This window comes from Melghirimyces profundicolus, assembly GCF_003054245.1.
Classification (GTDB): domain Bacteria; phylum Bacillota; class Bacilli; order Thermoactinomycetales; family DSM-45169; genus Melghirimyces; species Melghirimyces profundicolus.
This window is the reverse complement of the sequence record NZ_QBKR01000032.1, coordinates 1-19,761: the sequence shown is the minus strand read 5'-3', so window position 1 is coordinate 19,761 and position 19,761 is coordinate 1. Positions and strand designations below refer to the sequence as shown.

General features: G+C 57.6%; 20 protein-coding genes. 17 read left to right on the top strand and 3 right to left on the bottom strand.

Translation table 11 applies throughout. From position 1 onward, the window contains the following. Nucleotides 1-11 precede the first annotated feature (11 nt). Complete coding sequence (locus C8P63_RS16715; RefSeq protein ID WP_146172201.1) at nt 12-443, bottom strand: hypothetical protein; 432 nt, start codon at nt 441-443, stop codon at nt 12-14. 453 nt (nt 444-896) lie between these two features. Next, nucleotides 897-2,015, bottom strand: coding sequence for an NAD(P)-binding protein (locus C8P63_RS16705; protein WP_108026025.1), 1,119 nt, complete (start codon nt 2,013-2,015; stop codon nt 897-899). A gap of 173 nt (nt 2,016-2,188) precedes the next feature. On the opposite strand from C8P63_RS16705, the gene C8P63_RS16700 reads away from it, so the two are divergent. From C8P63_RS16700 to C8P63_RS16620, 17 genes are all read left to right on the top strand, one after another. Next, a complete protein-coding gene (locus tag C8P63_RS16700) occupies nt 2,189-2,515 on the top strand; it encodes a DUF5665 domain-containing protein (RefSeq protein WP_108026023.1) in 327 nt (108 codons plus the stop codon). A 17-nt stretch (nt 2,516-2,532) separates the two neighbouring features. After that, on the top strand, nt 2,533-3,225 hold the full coding sequence (locus C8P63_RS16695) for a TraR/DksA C4-type zinc finger protein (protein WP_170109727.1): 693 nt from the start codon (nt 2,533-2,535) through the stop codon (nt 3,223-3,225). 111 nt (nt 3,226-3,336) lie between these two features. Next, nucleotides 3,337-3,819: a signal peptidase II gene (gene lspA, locus C8P63_RS16690; protein ID WP_108026018.1), complete on the top strand. Its 483-nt coding sequence runs from the start codon at nt 3,337-3,339 to the stop codon at nt 3,817-3,819. Then, on the top strand, nt 3,816-4,742 hold the full coding sequence (locus C8P63_RS16685; protein ID WP_108026016.1) for an RluA family pseudouridine synthase: 927 nt from the start codon (nt 3,816-3,818) through the stop codon (nt 4,740-4,742). Before lspA ends, C8P63_RS16685 begins: the two co-directional genes overlap by 4 nt. Before the next feature lie 172 nt (nt 4,743-4,914). Next, nucleotides 4,915-5,448, top strand: coding sequence for a bifunctional pyr operon transcriptional regulator/uracil phosphoribosyltransferase PyrR (gene pyrR / locus C8P63_RS16680; protein WP_108026014.1), 534 nt, complete (start codon nt 4,915-4,917; stop codon nt 5,446-5,448). Nucleotides 5,449-5,606: 158 nt separating this feature from the next. Beyond that, nucleotides 5,607-6,971: a uracil permease gene (gene uraA / locus C8P63_RS16675; protein WP_108026012.1), complete on the top strand. Its 1,365-nt coding sequence runs from the start codon at nt 5,607-5,609 to the stop codon at nt 6,969-6,971. A 174-nt stretch (nt 6,972-7,145) separates the two neighbouring features. Beyond that, complete coding sequence (locus tag C8P63_RS16670) at nt 7,146-8,069, top strand: aspartate carbamoyltransferase catalytic subunit (protein ID WP_108026062.1); 924 nt, start codon at nt 7,146-7,148, stop codon at nt 8,067-8,069. A gap of 1 nt (nt 8,070) precedes the next feature. Then, nucleotides 8,071-9,402, top strand: coding sequence for a dihydroorotase (locus tag C8P63_RS16665; protein WP_108026009.1), 1,332 nt, complete (start codon nt 8,071-8,073; stop codon nt 9,400-9,402). A 21-nt stretch (nt 9,403-9,423) separates the two neighbouring features. Next, nucleotides 9,424-10,521, top strand: a complete 1,098-nt coding sequence (carA, locus tag C8P63_RS16660; RefSeq protein ID WP_108026007.1) for a glutamine-hydrolyzing carbamoyl-phosphate synthase small subunit — start codon at nt 9,424-9,426, stop codon at nt 10,519-10,521. Next, entirely contained in the window at nt 10,514-13,735 is a 3,222-nt protein-coding gene (carB, locus tag C8P63_RS16655) for a carbamoyl-phosphate synthase large subunit (RefSeq protein ID WP_108026005.1), read from the top strand. The genes carA and carB overlap by 8 nt, the downstream gene beginning before the upstream one ends. Further along, a complete protein-coding gene (gene pyrF / locus C8P63_RS16650; protein WP_108026003.1) occupies nt 13,726-14,493 on the top strand; it encodes an orotidine-5'-phosphate decarboxylase in 768 nt (255 codons plus the stop codon). The genes carB and pyrF overlap by 10 nt, the downstream gene beginning before the upstream one ends. Beyond that, complete coding sequence (pyrE, locus tag C8P63_RS16645) at nt 14,477-15,067, top strand: orotate phosphoribosyltransferase (RefSeq protein ID WP_108026001.1); 591 nt, start codon at nt 14,477-14,479, stop codon at nt 15,065-15,067. Before pyrF ends, pyrE begins: the two co-directional genes overlap by 17 nt. Nucleotides 15,068-15,438: 371 nt before the next feature. Beyond that, on the top strand, nt 15,439-15,846 hold the full coding sequence (locus tag C8P63_RS16640) for a hypothetical protein (protein ID WP_108025999.1): 408 nt from the start codon (nt 15,439-15,441) through the stop codon (nt 15,844-15,846). Nucleotides 15,847-16,079: 233 nt separating this feature from the next. After that, nucleotides 16,080-17,018 carry a polysaccharide deacetylase family protein gene (locus C8P63_RS16635; RefSeq protein WP_108025997.1) on the top strand — a complete coding sequence of 313 codons (939 nt, stop codon included), beginning with the start codon at nt 16,080-16,082 and terminating at the stop codon, nt 17,016-17,018. A gap of 158 nt (nt 17,019-17,176) precedes the next feature. Then, nucleotides 17,177-17,638: an Hsp20/alpha crystallin family protein gene (locus tag C8P63_RS16630; protein ID WP_108025995.1), complete on the top strand. Its 462-nt coding sequence runs from the start codon at nt 17,177-17,179 to the stop codon at nt 17,636-17,638. A 90-nt stretch (nt 17,639-17,728) separates the two neighbouring features. Then, complete coding sequence (locus C8P63_RS16625; RefSeq protein WP_211308303.1) at nt 17,729-18,460, top strand: NUDIX hydrolase; 732 nt, start codon at nt 17,729-17,731, stop codon at nt 18,458-18,460. A gap of 22 nt (nt 18,461-18,482) precedes the next feature. Further along, nucleotides 18,483-19,403 (top strand): phosphotransferase family protein, encoded by a 921-nt coding sequence (locus C8P63_RS16620; protein WP_108026060.1) that lies wholly within the window; start codon nt 18,483-18,485, stop codon nt 19,401-19,403. Here C8P63_RS16620 and C8P63_RS19395 read toward each other — a convergent pair. After that, a partial coding sequence (locus tag C8P63_RS19395; RefSeq protein ID WP_211308302.1) for a hypothetical protein occupies nt 19,358-19,761 on the bottom strand: 404 nt, incomplete at its 5' end. The genes C8P63_RS16620 and C8P63_RS19395 overlap by 46 nt on opposite strands.

Sequence of the window (19,761 nt, the reverse complement as noted above, 5' to 3'; positions counted from 1 at the left end):
GGAGGTGGAGATCAGCCGGCCTCTTCCCGCTGGAGTTCATCCCACCACTCTTTGTCTTTGGTCAGGAGCGCGAGATCGATCATCTGGCGACGGAGAGCGCGGCGTTCTTCTTTGTTGAGGCGGATTCCGATCCGTTTCAGATGGTCCGGGGATATCCGATGAAGCCCCCGGCTTTCGCCCTGCTTGCGATCATAGGTGTTCACCCGGATGACGGAGGAGTTGATATCCACGATCCAACCGAGCATCTCCTTGTTGGAGACCCGGTCCTGAAACGAAACCCAGTCGCCCTCCCGAAAGCCTTCGACCTCTTCCGGGTGAGAGGGGGCCGCTGTTTCTTCGGTCCACTTGCCGTTGGACCGGGAGCAGTGATCGCAAAACCCGGACATGTCTCCCCAATTCAACGGGTTACCGCACTGTTGGCAAAGCTCAAGCGGTTGGTGCATGATTCATCACCCTGATCTTTCATTTTCCGCTGGGACTGGTTCATACAGGCTATTCAGATTGTCCCACCGGAGTTCCTTCCCTCTGATCTCATCTTTCCATCATTTTTCCCACCGAAGAACTGGATCAGACGGGTTACATTTGGATTTTTTTCTGAATCCGCTGAAGTCCGGTTTGAATGGTGGCATAAAAAAGGAGTCGGAACGAACCCTGTTTCTAAAAGGAAGGGGGCTGAAGCAGATGGGGGAAGACAGGGAACCGATTCCTGCGGATTTTCATCGGACAGAAAACCACGGAGAGTGGTGGGCTTTATGGAAGAATCACATCGCCGGAGAATGTGGTTTTGGGCCGGAGACCACAGCCCGGGCCAACGGATCGATCGACGGAGAGATCATCAAACGCATGGTGGGGCTGAACCGCAAAAAGACCGGAGAAATTCGCCGGTCTTTTTTCTGTCAGGAGTGTTTTTGCCGCTCTTTGGCCCCTGTCCGCCATTTCCGGATGTTGAGCCAGGGGTGAGTAACGGCACTCACCACTGCCGGCCAATTGAACCGGCTGTTCAGCAGGTGATGACCCACCGGCCCGGCCATGATGGATACGAACCGGTCCATTTGGTGGTTGTTCATGGTTTCAAGGCTGCGGCGGAGGATCAGGGATTTTTTATAAATTCGGTACAAGTCCTCGCACAACGTGCGGTAGTCGGCTTTTCCGGCCAATGCCTGCGCAGCGTAAATCCCGGACAGCAAAGCTGCAAACTGACCGAACCCGGTGGAAGGCATCAGAGCGTACAGACAATTGCCGGCCATGAGGGTGTTGCCGATCCGGGGGGAGGGAGCGATCCCGGTTTTACAGTGGTTGATATGGAAGGAATCAGACAACCGGAGAGAAGGGAATTCATCGGCCAATTTTTCTTCGAAGAGGCGCCAGTGTGTTTGTGCTTCATTTTCGGCCCCCGGATATTCGGGATAGGCGATCACCGCTGAAATCTCTTCCCTGGACATGGGGAGAACATACCCGTATCCACGGGGAGCGATCCGTTCATCCAACCAAATGTAAACGGTATGAGGATCGAAGGTTCCCTTGCAGGAGGCTCCCTGAAGACGAAATGCCCCGTCTTTCCGAAAATTCCCCAGATCGGCGGCATCGTCCCCGTCGCCGGTGGCCATCACGATGTGGGTGTAGTGCCGTTTCAGATCTTCGTAAGTCTTCTTCGATTTGAAGTGGATTTTGCTCCGGATTTGTCTTTCCAGTTGTTTCTCCAATGCATCTTCATCTCGTCCGCGCAGGTTGATCGATCCGAGTTTGCCTTCAATCTCGGCCCGGTGGTGGGGGGAAATAAGCACCATCCGATTGATATTGGAGGAGGGTTGAAAATAAATTCCGTGATGGTCCGAAAAATAGGCACAGGAGTCTCTTACAGGGAAGTTCAACTTTTCGATAAACGCTTCTGCAACACGGAACCGGTCACCCACCTGCCGGCCGTCTTCGAAGAGATCGGGTTGGATGCCGTGTTTCTCCAGGGTGATGGCACAGGCCAGCCCCGCCAGTCCGGCACCCATGATGGCGATCTTCATCTTGTCACCTCCTTCCAAAGGTTAGTGTGTGTCCGGTCAGCGGGTAACAACCAAAAGAGCCCGGGAAAAATTTGTATGTCGTGCGACCGTGCGGGAAAACCGGAAAGAAAAGTGGCCCGTCGGGGAAGTTCTAAAGAGGGAAGGAAACAATGACGGGGCGGGAGGGGTGAGACATGGAGGAACAAAAAACCGAAGTGACCCGGGGATGGCTCAAGAAGGTGGATGATCGCTTGAGGGAGCTGGGACGGAAGATGGAGATGGGGGAAATCGCCCAATATGTCCAATTGCTGAACTCTCCGACCCGGTTGATTCTGATCAACATCTTTACCGGAATCGCCCGGGGGGTGGGGATCGCCATCGGGTTTACCATCTTCGCGGCGACGATTGTCTATTTTCTTCGAAAGCTCGGCGCACTCAATTTGCCCATCATCGGCGATTATATCGCGGAAATCGTCCGCATCGTTCAGGCTCAGCTGGAACTGGACGGCCGGATGTATTGAAGAAAGGGGAATCCACGGTGACAGAACAACAACTGGCTCAATTGAAAAAACAGCTGGAGGAAGAAAAAAACCGCCTGACAAAAAAACTGGCGGACAATCAAAACTACGGGCTGGAAGAAGGGATGAACAACTCCATCGGAGAGTTGTCGGGGTACGACAACCATCCGGCGGATGTGGGAACGGAACTGTATGAGCGCGGGAAAGACCTGGCGTTGAACGAAGAAGACGAAGACCAACTGGAAGAGGTGGAATTGGCTCTTCTGCGAATGGAGTCGGGGGAGTACGGCAGCTGCGTGGTCTGCGGGAAAGAGATTCCCTTCGAACGGCTGGAAGCGGTGCCGGAAACCCCGTATTGCATCGAGCATCAACGGGAACAAGACATTTCCAGCCGGCGACCGGCTGAAGAAAAGGTCATCCACCCTCCCTTCGGTGAACATTTCCATGACAAAACGGACAAAAACTTTTACGATGCCGAGGATGCCTGGCAGGAAGTGGAACAGTACGGCACCTCCAATCCTCCCGATTATTTCCGGGAAGGGAAGAATTACAATGAATTGACAGTCGATCACGACGAGCGCCGGGGATATGTCGACGACGTGGAAGGGATTGCGGTCACCGGACGCGATGGACGTCCAAAGGACATTTTATCGGAAATCACCCACAATGATGCCACCCGCCGGACAGAAGCAGAAGAAGACGGGACCGATTGACCGCCGGGCTTCAGTTGTTTGCCCCCTGACGCTGTGCTAAAATGAAGATCTGGAAGATGCCGGCATCCCGGAGGGGATGGCTGGCCATCGGTTGAGGGGGGAACAAAACGATTGAGATACTTTATGGCCGCACTGGCCGTTTTCGGATTGGATCAGGTGACCAAGTGGCTGGTCCTGAAGAAGATGTCCCTGTATGAATCCATCCCTTTGTGGGAAGGGGTGTTTCATATCACCTCCCATCGAAACCGTGGAGCCGCTTTCGGCATCCTGCAGAACCAACAGTGGCTGTTTATCACCATCACAGTTGCGGTGGTTTGCGGGATCACCTGGTATCTGATCCGGCTGAAACGGACACAACCTCTGATGTCCTGGTCCCTCGCCCTGATTCTCGGCGGTGCGGTGGGGAATCTGATTGACCGGATCCGTTGGGGGGAAGTGGTGGATTTTCTCGACTTTCGGTTGATTCATTACCCGATTTTCAACGTGGCTGACTCTGCCATTGTGATCGGTGTTGGCCTTATGATCTTTCTGACCCTCCGCCAGCCTCACGAACAAGAGGAAGCGTTCACCAAGGAAGCGGGGGAGACCCGGTGAGTTCCGAGGAAAATCGACGGTTCGAAGTAGATGAATCCGGCCACGGGGAGCGGGTGGACAAGTTTCTTGCTTCAAAAGAAGAGGATTGGTCCCGCATGGCCGTCCAGTCCTGGATTCGGGAAGCACGGGTCCGGGTGGACGGCCGTCCCGTGAAAAGCAACTATCGTTTGAAAGCGGGGGAGCGGGTGGAAGTCACGGTTCCCCCGCCGGAAGAACCCAAAGTGGAGCCGGAGCCCATTCCGCTGGATGTGGTGTATGAGGACGACAACGTCATTGTCGTCAACAAACCCCGGGGCATGGTGGTTCACCCGGCTCCGGGCACTCCTTCGGGGACCCTGGTCAACGCCCTTCTCGCTCACTGCAAAGATCTGTCCGGCATCGGCGGAGTATTGCGGCCCGGAATTGTGCATCGGATTGACAAGGATACCTCCGGGTTGTTGATGGCGGCAAAAAACGACCGGGCTCATCAATCTTTGGCCGCTCAACTGAAAGCCCACGAAGTCGATCGGATGTACGTCGCTTTGGTCAACGGCAGTCTCCCCCATGACAAAGGAACCATTGACGCTCCCATCGGGCGGGATCCCCGGGACCGAAAACGAATGGCGGTGGAACCCAGAAACGGGAAGCCGGCCGTTACCCACTTTGAAGTGGTGGAGAGATTCCGGCGGGCCACTCTGGTCCAATGCCGGTTGGAGACGGGAAGAACCCACCAGATCCGGGTCCATATGAAGTACATCGGGCATCCCTTGGTGGGGGATCCCGTTTACAGCACCAACTACCGGAAGTTCCAGATCGAGGGCCAGGCTCTCCATGCCCGGGTGCTGGGTTTTCAACATCCGGCAACCGGGGAACGGATCCGTCTGGAGGCGGAGCTGCCCGAGGATATGCAGCGTCTGATCCGGGGGTTTCGCAAACATCTCTGAATCCGTCATTGACAAAGCGGGAATGATTCTTCATAATGGTGTTAACTGAACAAGAACCTTTTAACTCAGTCCGGAGAGGCTGGAAAGGGTACGAAGACGATTCTGCGGAAGAAGTGTGCGCTTCTGCCTTTCCGGGCGAGGAGCGCTTTTTTGATGGAAAGGAGGCGGCCGGATGGCGACAGAAAAAAACATTTTGGATGACGCCGCGATCCGGCGGGCGTTGACGCGGATTGCCCATGAGATTCTGGAGCGGAACAAAGGGGTGGAAAATTGCGTCCTCGTCGGAATCCATACCCGGGGCGTTTACCTCGCCCGGCGCCTGGCGGACCGGATTCGCCGGATCGAGGGCGAGACCGTCCCTGTCGGAGAGCTGGACATCACGCTCTACCGGGATGACCTGACAGAAAAGACGGAGCAGCCCGAAGTGCGGGATTCCCACCTTCCGGTGGACATCCACGGCAAGATCGTCGTGCTGGTGGACGATGTTCTGTATACGGGTCGAACGGTCCGGGCGGCGATGGACGCCCTGATCGACCGGGGGCGGCCCCGAATGATCCAACTGGCGGTCTTGGTGGACCGGGGCCACCGGGAACTTCCGATCCGGCCGGACTACGTGGGCAAAAACGTCCCCACTTCCAAAGAGGAGATCGTTCACGTGGCGGTTTTGGAGCATGACGGAAAAGACCGGGTCCATATCAGCAAATAAAAGAAAGATGTTTCCCTTTAAGACGGTCCCGTGAGACCGGCAAGGGAGGATGTTAATTTTTCGCGTACCCGTTTGGTGCGGATCTTTCCCGATGCGCGAAAACCTCTCTGCCGGCAGTGGGCAAAGAGGTTTTTTTTATGAGAAAGGAAGGATGAATCATGAAAAAAATCGTTCTGGACGTGCACGAAAAACCGAAAGCGTGGAAATGGATCGCCCTGAGCGTCCAACATCTGTTCGCCATGTTTGGAGCCACGATCCTGGTGCCGCTCCTGACGGGGCTGCAACCGGCGGTGGCGCTGTTGTCCAGCGGGGTCGGGACACTGGCCTACCTGATCGTGACCCGTGGCAAAATACCCGCTTATCTGGGATCTTCCTTCGCTTTTATCGTTCCGATCATCACGGTTTCCCAGAGTCAGGGCACGGGGGCGGCCCTCTTCGGCTGTTTCCTGATCGGGGTGGTTTACGGAATCGTGGCGCTTGTCATCCAACGTTTCGGGGCGGATTGGCTGCACTATCTGCTGCCGCCGGTGGTAATCGGTCCGGTGGTGATCGTGATCGGACTGGCCTTGGCGGGAACCGCCGTCGATATGGCCAGCAGCCAGGAGATTACCCGTCCGCTTCCCGACACCGTTGAAGAGTTCCATGCCCTGCCGGGCACGGTGGAAAAGGTGGATGAGGAAGCGGGGACGGTCACACTCAAGGTGTACTCTTTAAAACACTTCGGTGTCGCCCTGGCTGCCTTGGCGATCGCCGTCACCGCCAGTCTCTTTTTACGGGGGTTCCTCAACCTGATCCCGGTTCTCTTGGGAATCGTCGGCGGCTACCTGGTTGCGTTCTCGGCGGGCATGGTCGATCTCTCCCCGGTCCGTGAGGCCGGGTGGCTGGCTCTGCCTCACTTCACCGCGCCGGAGGTTTCCTGGGCCGCCGCCCTGGTGATCGTTCCTGTCGCCCTGGTCACCCTGGCTGAGCATATCGGCCATCTGATGGTGACCGGGAGTATCATGAACCGGGACCTGGCGAAAGATCCGGGCCTTCACCGGTCCATCTTGGGGGACGGCTTGGCCACCAGCCTGGGAGCCCTCTTCGGCGGTCCGCCCAACACCACCTACGGAGAGAACATCGGCGTCATGGCCATTACCCGCATCTTCAGTGTCTATGTGGTCGGAGGAGCGGCGGTGATCGCCATCACCTTCTCCTTTATCGGGAAACTGTCCGCTCTGATATCCACGATTCCGCCGGCGGTGATGGGAGGCGTCTCCATTCTGCTCTTCGGGATCATCGCTTCGGCGGGACTTCGGATGCTGGTGGAAAACCGGATCAATTTCCAGGATAAAAGGAATCTGGTGATCGCCTCGGTGGTGCTGGTGATCGGCGTCGGCGGTGCCGCCCTCAAATTCGCGGGCCTGCACTTCGAAGTGGAAGGGATGGCCCTGGCCACGATCATCGGAATTCTGCTCAACCTGATTCTCCCCCGCAACATGGAAAATAAAGAAGAAGCGGCCGCTTCCTCAAGAGCCGCCTGAAAGAACACGACCGTTGAAGCGCACCTTTAATCCGGTCCCGAGAGGCCGCGGAAGGACGCGTTATTCGAACCCGGGTCCGGTTCGGCATGTCCGCTGAACCTTTAAATCCGGTGATCGTTCATGACGACTCCTTCCGAAAAGGAAGGAGTCTTTTTTATCGAAGGAGGGAAAGGCATGATCCACACGGAGGTTCGAAAGGGGCATCTGATCGACACCGACCACCTGTCCGTCAGCGAAATGGAGGGGTTGTTCGAAAGAGCGGACACTTGGAGGAGCCGGAACCGGACCGAAACCGCGCGTGCGTATCCAGGGCGGTTCGTCGCCAACCTGTTCTTCGAGCCGAGCACGCGAACCCGGATTTCCTTTGAAGTGGCAGAACGAAGGTTGGGAATGGAAGTGTTCCGGCTGGATCAAGAAACCTCCAGTACGGAAAAAGGCGAATCCTTTTACGACACCCTGCGGACGCTGGATTCCCTCGGGGTCGAAGCGGCCGTCATCCGTCACGCCGGCGGAGGGCTTCTTGCGGAAATGGCCGGTCGCTCGCCGGGCCCGGCCCTGATCAATGCGGGAGAAGGGGAAGGGGGACACCCCACCCAGGCGTTGTTGGACCTCTATACCCTGCGCCGCCACTTTGGACATCTGTCGGGTCTCCGGGTGGCGATCGTGGGAGACATCCGTCACAGCCGCGTAGCCCGGTCCAACCTGTGGGCCTTGAAGGCCTTCGGGGCCCGTCCGGTGTTGAGCGGTCCGGAATCCATGCGGGATCCCCGCCTGGAATCGGCTGCTCCGTATCTTTCCTTCGCCGATGCCATCCGGGAAGCGGATGCGGTTATGATGCTCCGGGTGCAGTTGGAGCGTCACCGGGAGTCGCTGTTCGGTTCGGCGGAGGAATACCGGGCCCGCTACGGGTTGACCAAGGACCGGCTGGAGAGGATGCGTCCCCACACGGTCATCCTGCACCCTGCCCCGGTCAACCGGGGAGTGGAAATCGACGGAGAGCTGGTGGAACATCCCCGGTCCAAAATTTTCGAGCAAATGGAAAACGGCGTCTGGGTCCGAATGGCGGTCCTTGAACGTGCCATGGAGGGAGGCGTTTAAAATGAAAACGACTCTGCTGCTGAAAAACGGTCGGATTCTGGACGGGAGCAGGGGGGAACCGATCCCCGCCGATATTTTGATCCGGGACGGAAAAGTGGAGCGCATCGGCCGGGATCTGTCAACCGAAGGAGCGGAAACGAGGGAGCTGGGGGGAAGGCTGGCCATCCCGGGGCTGATCGATATGCACATTCATCTGAGGGAACCCGGCTTTGAAGAGAAGGAGACGATCGCCACAGGTACCCGGGCGGCTGCCCGGGGAGGGTTTACCACGGTCGCCTGCATGCCCAACACCTGCCCGGTGACCGACACTCCCGGCAAGGTGCGCCGGATCCGGGAGATGAATGAACGGGAAGGATGCGGGGTACAGGTGCTCCCCATCGCCGCCATCACCCGTTCCTCCTCAGGGAAAGTGTTGACGGACATGGCCGGGCTGAAAGAAGCGGGAGCCATCGCCGTTTCCGATGATGGAGTCGGGGTGCAGAGCCCGCGGATGATGAAGGAAGCGATGCGACTCGCGTCGGAAGTCGGCCTGCCGGTGGTGGCCCACTGCGAAGAAGAGGATCTCTTAGTGCCGGGGGCCTGCGTCCATGACGGTGTCTTCGCCAAAAAACACAGCCTGCCGGGAATACCCGCTGAATCCGAGTCGATCCACGTGGGACGGGATATCCTCCTGGCGGAAGACACCGGGGTGCATTACCACATCTGCCACATCAGTTCGGAAGGATCGGTCCGGCTGGTGCGCGAAGCGAAGTCCCGCGGCCAGCGGGTGACGGCGGAAGTGACTCCCCACCACCTGCTCCTGTGTGAGGAGGACATCCCCGGGCCGGATCCCATGTACAAAATGAACCCGCCCCTGCGGTCGATAAAAGATCGGCAGGCTCTGATCGAAGGGCTGAAGGATGGAACAATCGACTTTATCGCCACGGACCATGCGCCCCATACGGCTTCCGACAAACGGAAGGACATCCGGGAAGCCCCCTTCGGGATCGTCGGTCTGGAAACGGCGTTTCCTCTTCTCTACACCCACCTGGTCCTGACCGGAGAGCTGACGTTGGCCCAACTGGTGGACCGTATGAGCCGGCTCCCCGCCGCACGGTTCGGCTTATCCCGGGGCATCCTGGAGGAAGGCCGGGTGGCCGATCTCACGGTGATCGACCTGGCGGAGGAACGGGAGATCGATCCGAACCGGTTCGAATCCAAGGGGAAAAACACTCCCTTTGCCGGCTGGAAAGCCAAAGGGTGGCCGGTCATGACGCTGGTGGAAGGAAACATCGTGTGGGAAGAATCCGGCGTGCGCGCGGTGGACCGAAAAAAAGCATGGCACACATTTTGAAAGGACGGGAGGAAGAGATACATGCAGGCCAAACTGCTGTTGGCTGACGGAACGCGACTGGAGGGAGAGGCCTTCGGCGCCGAGACGGAAACCTTGGGGGAAGTCGTCTTCAACACGGGAATGACGGGGTACCAGGAGGTGTTGACGGATCCTTCCTACTGCGGCCAAATCGTCACCATGACGTACCCGCTGATCGGAAACTACGGAATGAACCGGCACGATATCGAAGCGCGCCGTCCCTTTGTCCACGGTTTTGTGGTGCGGGAGCGGGCCGATTTCCCCAGTAACTGGCGAAGTGAACAAAGTTTGGACCGGTGGCTGAAAGATTACGGCATCCCCGGGATTGCCGGGGTGGATACCCGGATGTTGACCCGGAAGATCCGCGTTCACGGCACGATGAAGGGGATTCTGTCCACCGGAGGGGCTTCATGGGGAAGTCTTGAAGAAAAGCTGGATGCCGGTTTTCTGTTGCGGGACCAGGTGGCCCGGGTCAGTACCCGGAGCATCCATGCCTCCCCGGGATACGGTCCCCGGGTGGTTCTGATGGACTTCGGCGCCAAATACGGGATCCAGCGGGAACTGATCCGACGGGGTTGTGACGTGGTGGTGGTCCCGTGGGACACGTCTTTCGAGGAGATCGAACGTCTAGGCCCCGACGGAATCCTGCTGTCCAACGGACCCGGGGATCCCAAGGACGTGCCGGAAGCGATCCGCACCGTCGGCCGCCTGCTGGAACGGTATCCTCTGTTCGGCATCTGCCTCGGCCACCAGCTGTTTGCCTTGGCTTCAGGGGCGGATACCGAAAAGATGACTTACGGCCACCGGGGCGCAAACCACCCGGTGAAAAACCTGGAAACCGGCCGCACCTACATAACCTCCCAGAACCACGGATACTCGGTCAGAAACGATTCCCTGGAGGGAACGGAGTTGACGCTGACCCATATCGCCCTCAATGACGGAACCTGCGAGGGACTCACCCACCGCCGGTTGCCGGCGTTCTCGGTTCAATACCATCCCGAAGCGGCCCCGGGCCCTCATGATTCGGAGGTACTCTTCGACCGCTTCATGGGACTTTTAAACGGAAGGAAACAGGAAAAGGAGGGGGCCGCACATGCCTAAAGATCAGTCGCTGAAAAAAATCCTGGTGATCGGATCCGGCCCCATCGTGATCGGTCAGGCGGCCGAGTTCGATTATGCCGGGACCCAGGCTTGCCAATCCCTGAAAGAAGAGGGGATGGAGGTGGTTCTGGTCAACAGCAACCCGGCCACCATTATGACCGACACCGATGTGGCCGATAAGGTTTACATCGAGCCGATGACGCCCGAGTTTCTGACCCAAGTGATCCGCAAGGAGCGGCCCGATGGATTGCTCCCCACCCTGGGCGGCCAGACCGGGCTCAACCTGGCAGTGGAGCTGGCGGAGTCCGGCGTCCTGGAACGGGAAGGGGTGCGTCTTCTGGGAACGGACCTCCGGGCCATCACCTGTGCCGAAGACCGGGAACGTTTCCGCAGTCTGATGCGGGATCTGAATGAACCGGTTCCGGGAAGCGAAATCGTCCAATCCGCGGAGGAGGCCCTCCGCTTCGCCGGCGCGAGCGGTTATCCCGTCATCGTCCGACCGGCGTATACCCTTGGCGGGACCGGGGGCGGGATTGCCCGCAACGAAGATGAGTTGATAGAGACGGTAAATAACGGGATCCGCTACAGTCCGATCGGACAGTGCCTGATCGAGCAGAGCATCGCCGGCTTCAAGGAACTGGAGTACGAAGTGATGAGGGACGAACAAGACAACGCCATCGTGGTCTGCAACATGGAAAACTTCGACCCCGTCGGTGTGCACACCGGGGACAGCATCGTTTTCGCCCCCGCCCAGACTCTGTCCGACCGGGAGCATCAGATGCTTCGAAACTCCGCCCTGAAGATCATCCGGGCCCTGGATATCCGGGGTGGATGTAACGTTCAGTTTGGATTGGATCCGGAGAGCTTTCAGTACCATGTGATCGAAGTGAATCCCCGGGTGAGCCGGTCCAGCGCCCTGGCCTCCAAGGCGACGGGCTACCCGATCGCTCGGATCGCCGCTAAGATTGCCGTCGGTTATACCTTGGACGAAATCATCAATCCGGTGACGAAACAGACCTGTGCCTGCTTTGAGCCGACTCTGGATTACGTGGTCAGCAAAATTCCCCGTTGGCCCTTCGACAAGTTCGCCGGCGCCAACCGGAAGCTGGGCACCCAGATGAAGGCCACGGGGGAAGTGATGGCCATCGGCCGGACCCTGGAGGAGTCCCTCCTGAAAGCGGTCCGCTCCCTGGAGATCAACCGGGATCACCTCCAGCCGGCGGATGCGGAAACGCTCTCCCTGGAGGAGATGAAAAAGCGGTTGGCCGCCCCCGACGACGAACGCCTCTTTTTGCTGGCGGAATGGTTCCGCCGGGGCGGGACCTCGGAAGAGGCCCATTCCCTCACCCGGATCGACCGGTTCTTCCTCCATAAAATCCAGGGGATCGTCGGGCTGGAACGGGAGTTGAAGGAGAAGGGACCCGGCCGGGAACTCCTGAAGAAAGCCAAAGGGACCGGTTTCACCGACGCGGCGATCGCTCGCCTGACGGGGAGGGAGGAAGCGGATATCCGCTCTCTCCGAAAGGATTTCGGAATCCTTCCGGTCTACAAGATGGTGGACACCTGCGCGGCCGAGTTTGAAGCGGCCACCCCCTATTATTACTCCACCTACGAAAGGGAAGACGAAGTGGCCAAAACCGACCGGCCCACAGTGGTGGTCCTCGGTTCCGGCCCGATCCGGATCGGCCAGGGGGTGGAATTCGACTACGCCACCGTTCACGCCATCCAGGCCATCCGGAAGGCCGGTATGGACGCAGTCATCATTAACAATAATCCGGAGACGGTTTCCACGGACTTCAACATTTCCGACCGACTTTATTTCGATCCTCTTTTCACCGAAGATGTGCTCCACATCATCGAGAAAGAAAATCCGGTCGGAGTGATCGTCCAGTTCGGCGGGCAGACGGCCCTCAACCTGGCCCGGGACCTGAAGGAACACGGGGTGCCGCTGTTGGGGACGACGCTGGAGTCGATCGACCGGGCGGAAGACCGGAAGAAATTCGAGCAGCTGCTGAGAGAGGTGGACATCCCGCAACCGCCGGGAACGGCGGTGACTTCCGAAGAGGAGGCTCTCGCCGCGGCCCGGGAACTGGGCTTCCCCGTGCTGGTGCGCCCCTCTTATGTGCTGGGTGGACGGGCGATGGAAATCGTCTACAGTGAAGAAGAACTCCACAACTACATGAACGAGGCCGTCAAAGTGAACCCGAAACACCCCGTCCTGATCGACCGGTATCTCCGGGGGAAAGAGATCGAGGTGGACGCCGTCTCCGACGGAACACAAGTGCTGGTCCCCGGCATCATGGAACACGTGGAGCGGGCGGGGGTACACTCCGGGGACTCCATTGCCGTCTATCCGCCCCGGTCCGTCACGCCGGATCAGAAGACCCGGCTGGTCCGGATGACGACAGCGATCGCCCGGGCTCTTCACATCAAAGGTCTCATCAATATCCAGTTCGTCCTTCACGGGGATGAGATTTACGTTTTGGAGGTGAATCCCCGGGCTTCACGAACCGTCCCCTTTTTGAGCAAGGTGACGGGGGTGCCGATGGCCCGTGCCGCCACCCGGGTGATGCTGGGAGAAACCCTGGAGTCCCAAGGTCTTTCCGGCGGACTTTGGCCGGAACCCCGATCGACGGCAGTCAAGGTGCCGGTTTTCTCCTTCGCCAAACTGCGGCGGGTGGATGTGACGCTCGGACCCGAAATGAAATCGACAGGGGAAGTGATGGGACGTGACCGGGATTACGCCCGGGCGGTGTACAAGGGGCTTCTGGCCGCAGGGATTTCCCTTCCCCGTTTCGGTACCGTGATCGCCACCATCAGTGACAAAGACAAGGAGGAAGCGGTTCCCCTCTTTCGCCGGTTCCACGGCTTGGGTTACCGGATCGTCGCCACCAGCGGAACGGCGGATATCCTGGAAGCCGAGGGCCTGCCGGTGCGGCGGGTGAACAAACTGAAGGAAGGCTCCCCCCACATTCTGGATCTGATCCGACAGGGGGAAGTGGACCTGGTGGTCAACACTTGGACGCGGGGGAAAACCCCGGAAAGAGACGGTTTCCGCATCCGCAGGGAAGCGGTGGAACATGAAATCGCCTGCCTCACTTCCCTGGATACGGTGGAAGCGCTGCTTTCGACCCTGGATTCCATCTACATGACCGCCGATTTCATTGAACCTCCGGTGGATAAGGCACGGGAGGAGGTGCCGGTATGTCCGTGAACGCGGTGCCCGCTTTCAGGGAAGCGCACAAGCGGTTGATTGTGGCCCTGGATTTTCCCTGCGCCCATGAGGCGGATCGTTTTCTCTCCCGCTGGAGGGGGAGAGAAAAGCCCTTTGTCAAAGTGGGGATGCAGCTCTTTTACTCGGCGGGCCCCTCCTGGGTGGCCGGTCTGACCGAAGCCGGGTATTCCGTCTTCCTCGATTTGAAGTTGCATGACATCCCCCACACCGTGGCTGGCGCCGTCGGCTCCCTCGCTTCCTTGGGTGTCGATCTCATCACGCTCCACGCCGCAGGCGGAAGCCGCATGATGGAGGCCGCCCGGGAAGCGGCGGAAGTGAAAAGCGGAGAAAAACGCCCCGGATTGCTGGCTGTCACCCAGATGACCAGCACCGACGGTCGGATGTTGAACGATGAACTGGGTATTCCGGGTTCCGTGCGGGATTCGGTTCTCAACCTGGCCCATCTGGCCCGGCGGGCCGGTATGGACGGCGTGGTCTGCTCCGGGGGGGAAGCCGGCTGGATCAAGGAAGAGATCGGACGGGAATTGTTGACCGTGACTCCGGGGATCCGTCTGGAAGGGCAGGTAAAGGACGACCAGAAACGGGTGATGACACCGGAAGCCGCCGTAAACGGGGGATCGGATCTGCTGGTGGTGGGACGTCCCATCATCCGGTCCCAAGACCCGGTGGCGGTATGGATGGACATTGCGGAACGGATTCAAATGAGCGGGAGGGATTCTGATGGAAAAGAAGCGTGAATGGCGGGTGGAAGAAGCCATGGCACGGACCGGCGTTCTGAAGGAAGGTCACTTTGTCCTCTCCTCCGGCCGCCACAGCGCCCGTTACATGCAGTGCGCTCAGCTTCTCCAGCATCCCGGGGAAGCGGAAGAAGCGGGAAAAGCCATTGCCGGGCTTTTCCGGGAAGAAGGAGTGGACAGTGTGGTGGGCCCCGCCCTCGGCGGGGTCATCATTGCCCACGAGACGGCCCGGGCGTTACGCGTGCGGTGTCTCTTCGCCGAACGGAAGGAAGGAAAGATGCAACTGAGGCGGGGTTTCACGATTCAACCCGGCGAACGCCTCCTGCTGGTGGAGGATGTGGTTACCACCGGGGGTTCGGTCAGGGAAGTGGTCGATTTGGCGGAAACCCTCGGCGCCCGGGTGGTCGGGATCGGTTCCATCGTCGACCGGAGCGGAGGCCGGGCATCTTTCCCCGTTCCCTTCCGCTCCCTTTTCCAGCACACGATCGAAAGCTACAATCCGGCTGACTGCCCTCTTTGCAAACAGGGACGGCCCGTGGAAAAACCGGGCAGCCGACAGACGGTAAAAGTGTAAAAAATGGACCCGTCCCAACTCCGGGGCGGTTTTTCACATGGTCCAGGCAAAACATAAATCCCTTTTTTGGCCTCTCCTTCCATTTATGGATAACTTGTCCGTCCAATATGGTAAGATGTGCGAAGGAACCCTTATTTTAACAACAAGGGACTTCATGTTCATTCCCCGGAGCGATTCAATGTATGAATTCTGAGACGAACAAATACTCCCGGTTCTTCCCTCTTTCAGTCCCGTTCCTGGTAAAGCGATTTTTTCCTGTCAGAAGCTGACAAAGGGCGGGTCGGGTATGTTTAATCTCTGGGTTCATAATAATAAAACAGACGGACATCCAGGTTGAAAAAGATCGTATAAGGGTCCAAGGAGTTGAGGGGATGATCCGGTGGTTTCGGACGGCGTCAGTGTTGATGGCGGGACTGTTTGTGTTTATGGTGATCGGACTCTGGCTGGAAACCGCTCTCCATGTGACAGGGGGAGCCGCGTTTGCTCTGTATGCGGTCAATCGGATGATCCAATCCCCGTCGGCGGCGAGGGTGATCTACCTGGTTCCCCTCGGTGTGGCGGCTGGAGTGAGCTGGTGGGGGCTGGATCTGTCGCTCCACTCCCATGAAGTGGGGATTCTCTATGTTCATGGAGTGCTGGCTTATATCGAGCATGCTCTGTCGGTGATGTTCTCCAAAGACGGAATGATGTTCAGTCTGGTCACGTGGGCCAATCTGACCGTGATGGCTTTGATCGTTTTCGTGATGGATCCCAGCATCGACAAGGGGCGGACGGCGTGAGTTCCCTGCGCAAATGAATGCCGCTCTCGGCACCGGGTGCTTCTGGCCCGGTGTTTTTTGTTTTTCGGTCTGATTATTTTCTCCGGAAATTTTTCCATTCACTATTGAAAAAAACGTCTCATCTGTGAGATTCTTTTGTTAGGAAAAGAAAAGCCAACATCGCGCAAGGAAATGGAATTTTTAAAAATTGAATATCCAATGGGACAGAGAAAGCAGAATGGGAGTGGGAGAGTATGAGGGAGACCTTGCTGCGCGCAGGGCTTTTTTTCGTGTTGGCCGTATTCGTGTTCGGATCTTCCCTGTGGAACTTTTCTTATGCGGATCGTGTCGGGGAAAGGGTTGAGAAGAGAGAAGCGGAGAAGGAGCTGGAGATGACAAAGGCATCGGAGAAGCAACCTCAATCCGCAGCCGCTGTACAGGAGAAGAAGGAGGAACCGACCCGGAAAACGAAAACAACGGGGAAGCTCAATCCGGCGGAAAAACAAAAGCCCACCGACACCACAGCCGACCGACCCAAAGTTGAAAAAGAAACCAAGGGGAAACGGATTCCGTCCGGCGTTGTGTACCACGGGCCGAAGAAGAAAAAACGGGTGGCCATCACCTTCGACGACGGGCCGGATTCGGTCCACACCCCGGCGATCCTGAAAATCCTCCGGAAAGAGGAAGTGTCCGCCACCTTTTTCGTCGTGGGACGGGCGGTTCAACAACATCCGGAGATGACGGTGCGGATCGCGGCGGAAGGGCACGTGCTCGCCAACCATACCTGGAATCATGCGTACCTGCCCGCCCTTTCGGGAAAACAAATCGATGCCGAACTGGACAAGACTCAAAGGGCGGTGAAACGGCTGACAGGAAGGGAGATGGCTCTCATGCGCCCCCCTTACGGTGCGGTCAAAGGGAAAGAGAAACGGATCGCCCGCAAGGGTTACCGGATCATCAACTGGGATGTGGACTCCGTCGACTGGAAACATGGACGGAGCCATCAGCAAGTAATAAGTTCAGTCAAGGCCCAGGTCAAGCCGGGTAGCATCATCCTGCTCCACAACGGCGGAGGGGACCGCTCCGCCACCGTCCGGGCCCTGCCGGAGCTGATCCGTCATTTGAAGCAGAAAGGATACCGGTTTGTCGCCGTGGACGAGTTGATGGGTGTGCCGGCATACATAGGGAATTGATGGGGGGGAAATGCTGCCGCTCGCTTTTTCACAACGCTTCCAGGTCTTTTCTTGAGTGCCGAAGGGTTGCCCGCCCGGCTGGTGTGAGAGACCTTTACTCATATATTCTCCTTCTGCGTTCCATAATAAAAAAGACATTGAGGAAGGAGAGTGAGTGAATGGGTTCTTTGCAACGCTTTGACGGTCATCAAGACCACCCGTTAACACGGTTGCGCCATGAGTTGGACCGGTCATTCCAGCGGTTTTTCAATGAACCGCTGTTTTCCGGGGAAGGATTTGGAGGGCGGACGTTCCTGCCGGCCCTGAATGTGGAAGAAGAAGCCGATCGCTATGTCATTCAGGCGGAAATGCCGGGGATGGAGCCGGACGACATCGACATTGAGGTGCAGGGTAACACGCTGACCATCCGGGGTGAACGTCGGGAGGAACGAAGAGAAGAAAGCCGTTACCACCTGATGGAAAGCCGTTACGGTACCTTTCAACGATCCTTCACTTTGCCGGAAAACGCCGATGTGGAAGGAATCACCGCCGACAGCAAAAACGGGGTTCTCTACGTTTACGTGCCGAAAGACAAATCCCGGGAGCCGCGGAAAATCCGAATTAACAGATCCAAACCATGATCGGGCGATGAAGACCCCCACCGCAATCCGCAAAGGATGGCGGTGTTTTTTGTGGAAGTAAAGGGAAGAACCCGGGAGGAGGCATGTCATTTGGTCGACATTCAATGGACATACCGATTTTCAGGCAACAAGCAAACGGGAAACCCGTCTGAACCATCGCCGATTTTTCGGCTTCGCCTTCTCTACCAACGCAGCGGGGGGGTCTGTAACGGCCGCTGGATGGATCCAAGCGGAAGCGTCTCAGAACACTGGCGGTTCCCCAGTATGGAAGCATACCGGAATGCCTCGAAAACCGTATCTGCTTCGTTAATGGAAACGGAGGGACGGGACGAAAACGAATGGCTTCGGATACACGGGATCGGAAAGGAGGAACAGTTTTTGCAGCCCCTCGAAGGTTCCGTTCCCCGGCATATTGTGAGCGTGTTCGGAGTGATCTCCGACAACCGGGGAGAGATTCTGCTGGTCCGAACCTACTGGCGGGGGGACACCTGGGAACCGCCGGGCGGACAGGTGGAGGAGGGGGAGACCCTGGATGCGGCCGTGAAACGGGAAATCCGGGAAGAGACCGGGATCGAAGTGGAGCTTTTCGGGGTGGCCGGAGTGTACCAGAACATGGAAGTGGGTAACGTCGCCGTCGGGTTCCGGGGACAGGCGGCCGGGGGAAGGCTGCGGCCGTCGGCGGAAACCCGGGAGGTTTCTTTCCACCCGCCGGACGACCTCGACCGGCTCATCCGGCGTCCCCAGTTTCGCGACCGGATCCGGGACGGGCTGAGGGGGAGATGGATTCCTTTCGGCCCCTATGGGGGAGGAGGACAAGCATGAGGGTACACGTGGGGGAGACATGATGAAATCAAAGGAATACAAAAAGTTTGAACAGTTGGTTCAACGGATGGATCCACAGAGCAAGCTGTTTCGTACATGGGAGTTAAAAGGAGGCGTTTCCGCGCAGGTAACGGCATTGGAAATGATGCGGCCCGACGGTCAAACAAAAAAAGTGATCGTGCGTCGGCATGGGGAGGTGGATTTAAAGCAGAAGCCGCATGTGGCAGCTTACGAATTCAAGTTATTAAAAATGTTAAAATCCGAGGGATTGCCGACACCGACACCCTGCCATCTCGACTCATCCGGAAAAATTTTTTCCACGCCAACCCTCGTGATTGAATTTATTGAGGGTCAAACGGAATTCGCCCCGGTTCATTTTCCGGATTACATGCGTCAGCTGACAACCCATCTGACCAACATTCATCGGGTGGATGTCTCAAAGGTGGATGTCTCCTTTTTACCCAGTCAAGAAGAAATTGTGGCCGAAATGATGGCAAAACGACCGGAATACGTGGACGAATCATCAGACGAAGGGCGGATTCGGGATATCCTGGAATCCCGGCCACTCCCTCAGCGAAATCAGTCCGTATTGTTGCATGGAGATTTTTGGCCCGGCAATACCTTGTGGAAAAAAGGCCGGCTTGTGGCTGTCATCGACTGGGAGGACGCGGTGTTCGGAGACCCGCTGGCCGATGTTGCCAACGGCAGACTCGAGATCCTGTGGGCATTCGGCGTCGACGCTATGAATGACTTTACGCAGCAGTATCAATTCAGGATGACAACCATCGATTTCGCAAATCTTCCTTATTGGGATTTATTCGTTGCTTTGCGATCCGCTTCGAAAATTTCCGAATGGGGATTGGACGAAAGCACCGAAAGAAAAATGCGGGAAAAGCATCAATTATTCGTCAACCAAGCCATTGAAAAGCTCAATGTCCGCTGACGCTTGCGGGTGTTTTCTGTTCCGAGCGGGCCGGATCCAGGTATGGGAACGGGAAGATGCGGGGGATCGATTGAAAGAATGAGGTTCACGGGGGCGTCTGAAGAATAACCCACGGCGGAAGGTAACTTTTGAAACAGGGTTCCTTTCTGGAAGCGTTGTGATTTCATGTTCGTTTCGAGAAAAGGGGAAGCGTTTACCCAAAACAGCGACTTTGCTGTCCTGCCCAGCGGAGCGGACAGTGCAAGCTCTCTGCAGGACAGCACAGCGAGACCGGGAGTGAAGCGACCCCAGGCGAGACTTGTGCTCTGTGAGTGCATAGCGAGACCGGGAGTGAAGCGACCCCAGGCGAGACTTGTGC

What these genes read in the sequence shown, in the direction of transcription:
- C8P63_RS16700 (WP_108026023.1), top strand. Translation starts at nt 2,189, where the DNA reads ATGGAGGAACAAAAAACCGAAGTGACCCGGGGATGGCTCAAGAAGGTG.
- C8P63_RS16620 (WP_108026060.1), top strand. Translation starts at nt 18,483, where the DNA reads ATGAAATCAAAGGAATACAAAAAGTTTGAACAGTTGGTTCAACGGATG.
- carA (WP_108026007.1), top strand. Translation starts at nt 9,424, where the DNA reads ATGCAGGCCAAACTGCTGTTGGCTGACGGAACGCGACTGGAGGGAGAG.
- C8P63_RS16640 (WP_108025999.1), top strand. Translation starts at nt 15,439, where the DNA reads ATGATCCGGTGGTTTCGGACGGCGTCAGTGTTGATGGCGGGACTGTTT.
- C8P63_RS16715 (WP_146172201.1), bottom strand. Translation starts at nt 443, where the DNA reads ATGCACCAACCGCTTGAGCTTTGCCAACAGTGCGGTAACCCGTTGAAT.
- pyrR (WP_108026014.1), top strand. Translation starts at nt 4,915, where the DNA reads ATGGCGACAGAAAAAAACATTTTGGATGACGCCGCGATCCGGCGGGCG.
- C8P63_RS16665 (WP_108026009.1), top strand. Translation starts at nt 8,071, where the DNA reads ATGAAAACGACTCTGCTGCTGAAAAACGGTCGGATTCTGGACGGGAGC.
- C8P63_RS16635 (WP_108025997.1), top strand. Translation starts at nt 16,080, where the DNA reads ATGAGGGAGACCTTGCTGCGCGCAGGGCTTTTTTTCGTGTTGGCCGTA.
- C8P63_RS16630 (WP_108025995.1), top strand. Translation starts at nt 17,177, where the DNA reads ATGGGTTCTTTGCAACGCTTTGACGGTCATCAAGACCACCCGTTAACA.
- C8P63_RS16705 (WP_108026025.1), bottom strand. Translation starts at nt 2,015, where the DNA reads ATGAAGATCGCCATCATGGGTGCCGGACTGGCGGGGCTGGCCTGTGCC.
- carB (WP_108026005.1), top strand. Translation starts at nt 10,514, where the DNA reads ATGCCTAAAGATCAGTCGCTGAAAAAAATCCTGGTGATCGGATCCGGC.
- pyrF (WP_108026003.1), top strand. Translation starts at nt 13,726, where the DNA reads ATGTCCGTGAACGCGGTGCCCGCTTTCAGGGAAGCGCACAAGCGGTTG.
- C8P63_RS16670 (WP_108026062.1), top strand. Translation starts at nt 7,146, where the DNA reads ATGATCCACACGGAGGTTCGAAAGGGGCATCTGATCGACACCGACCAC.
- uraA (WP_108026012.1), top strand. Translation starts at nt 5,607, where the DNA reads ATGAAAAAAATCGTTCTGGACGTGCACGAAAAACCGAAAGCGTGGAAA.
- pyrE (WP_108026001.1), top strand. Translation starts at nt 14,477, where the DNA reads ATGGAAAAGAAGCGTGAATGGCGGGTGGAAGAAGCCATGGCACGGACC.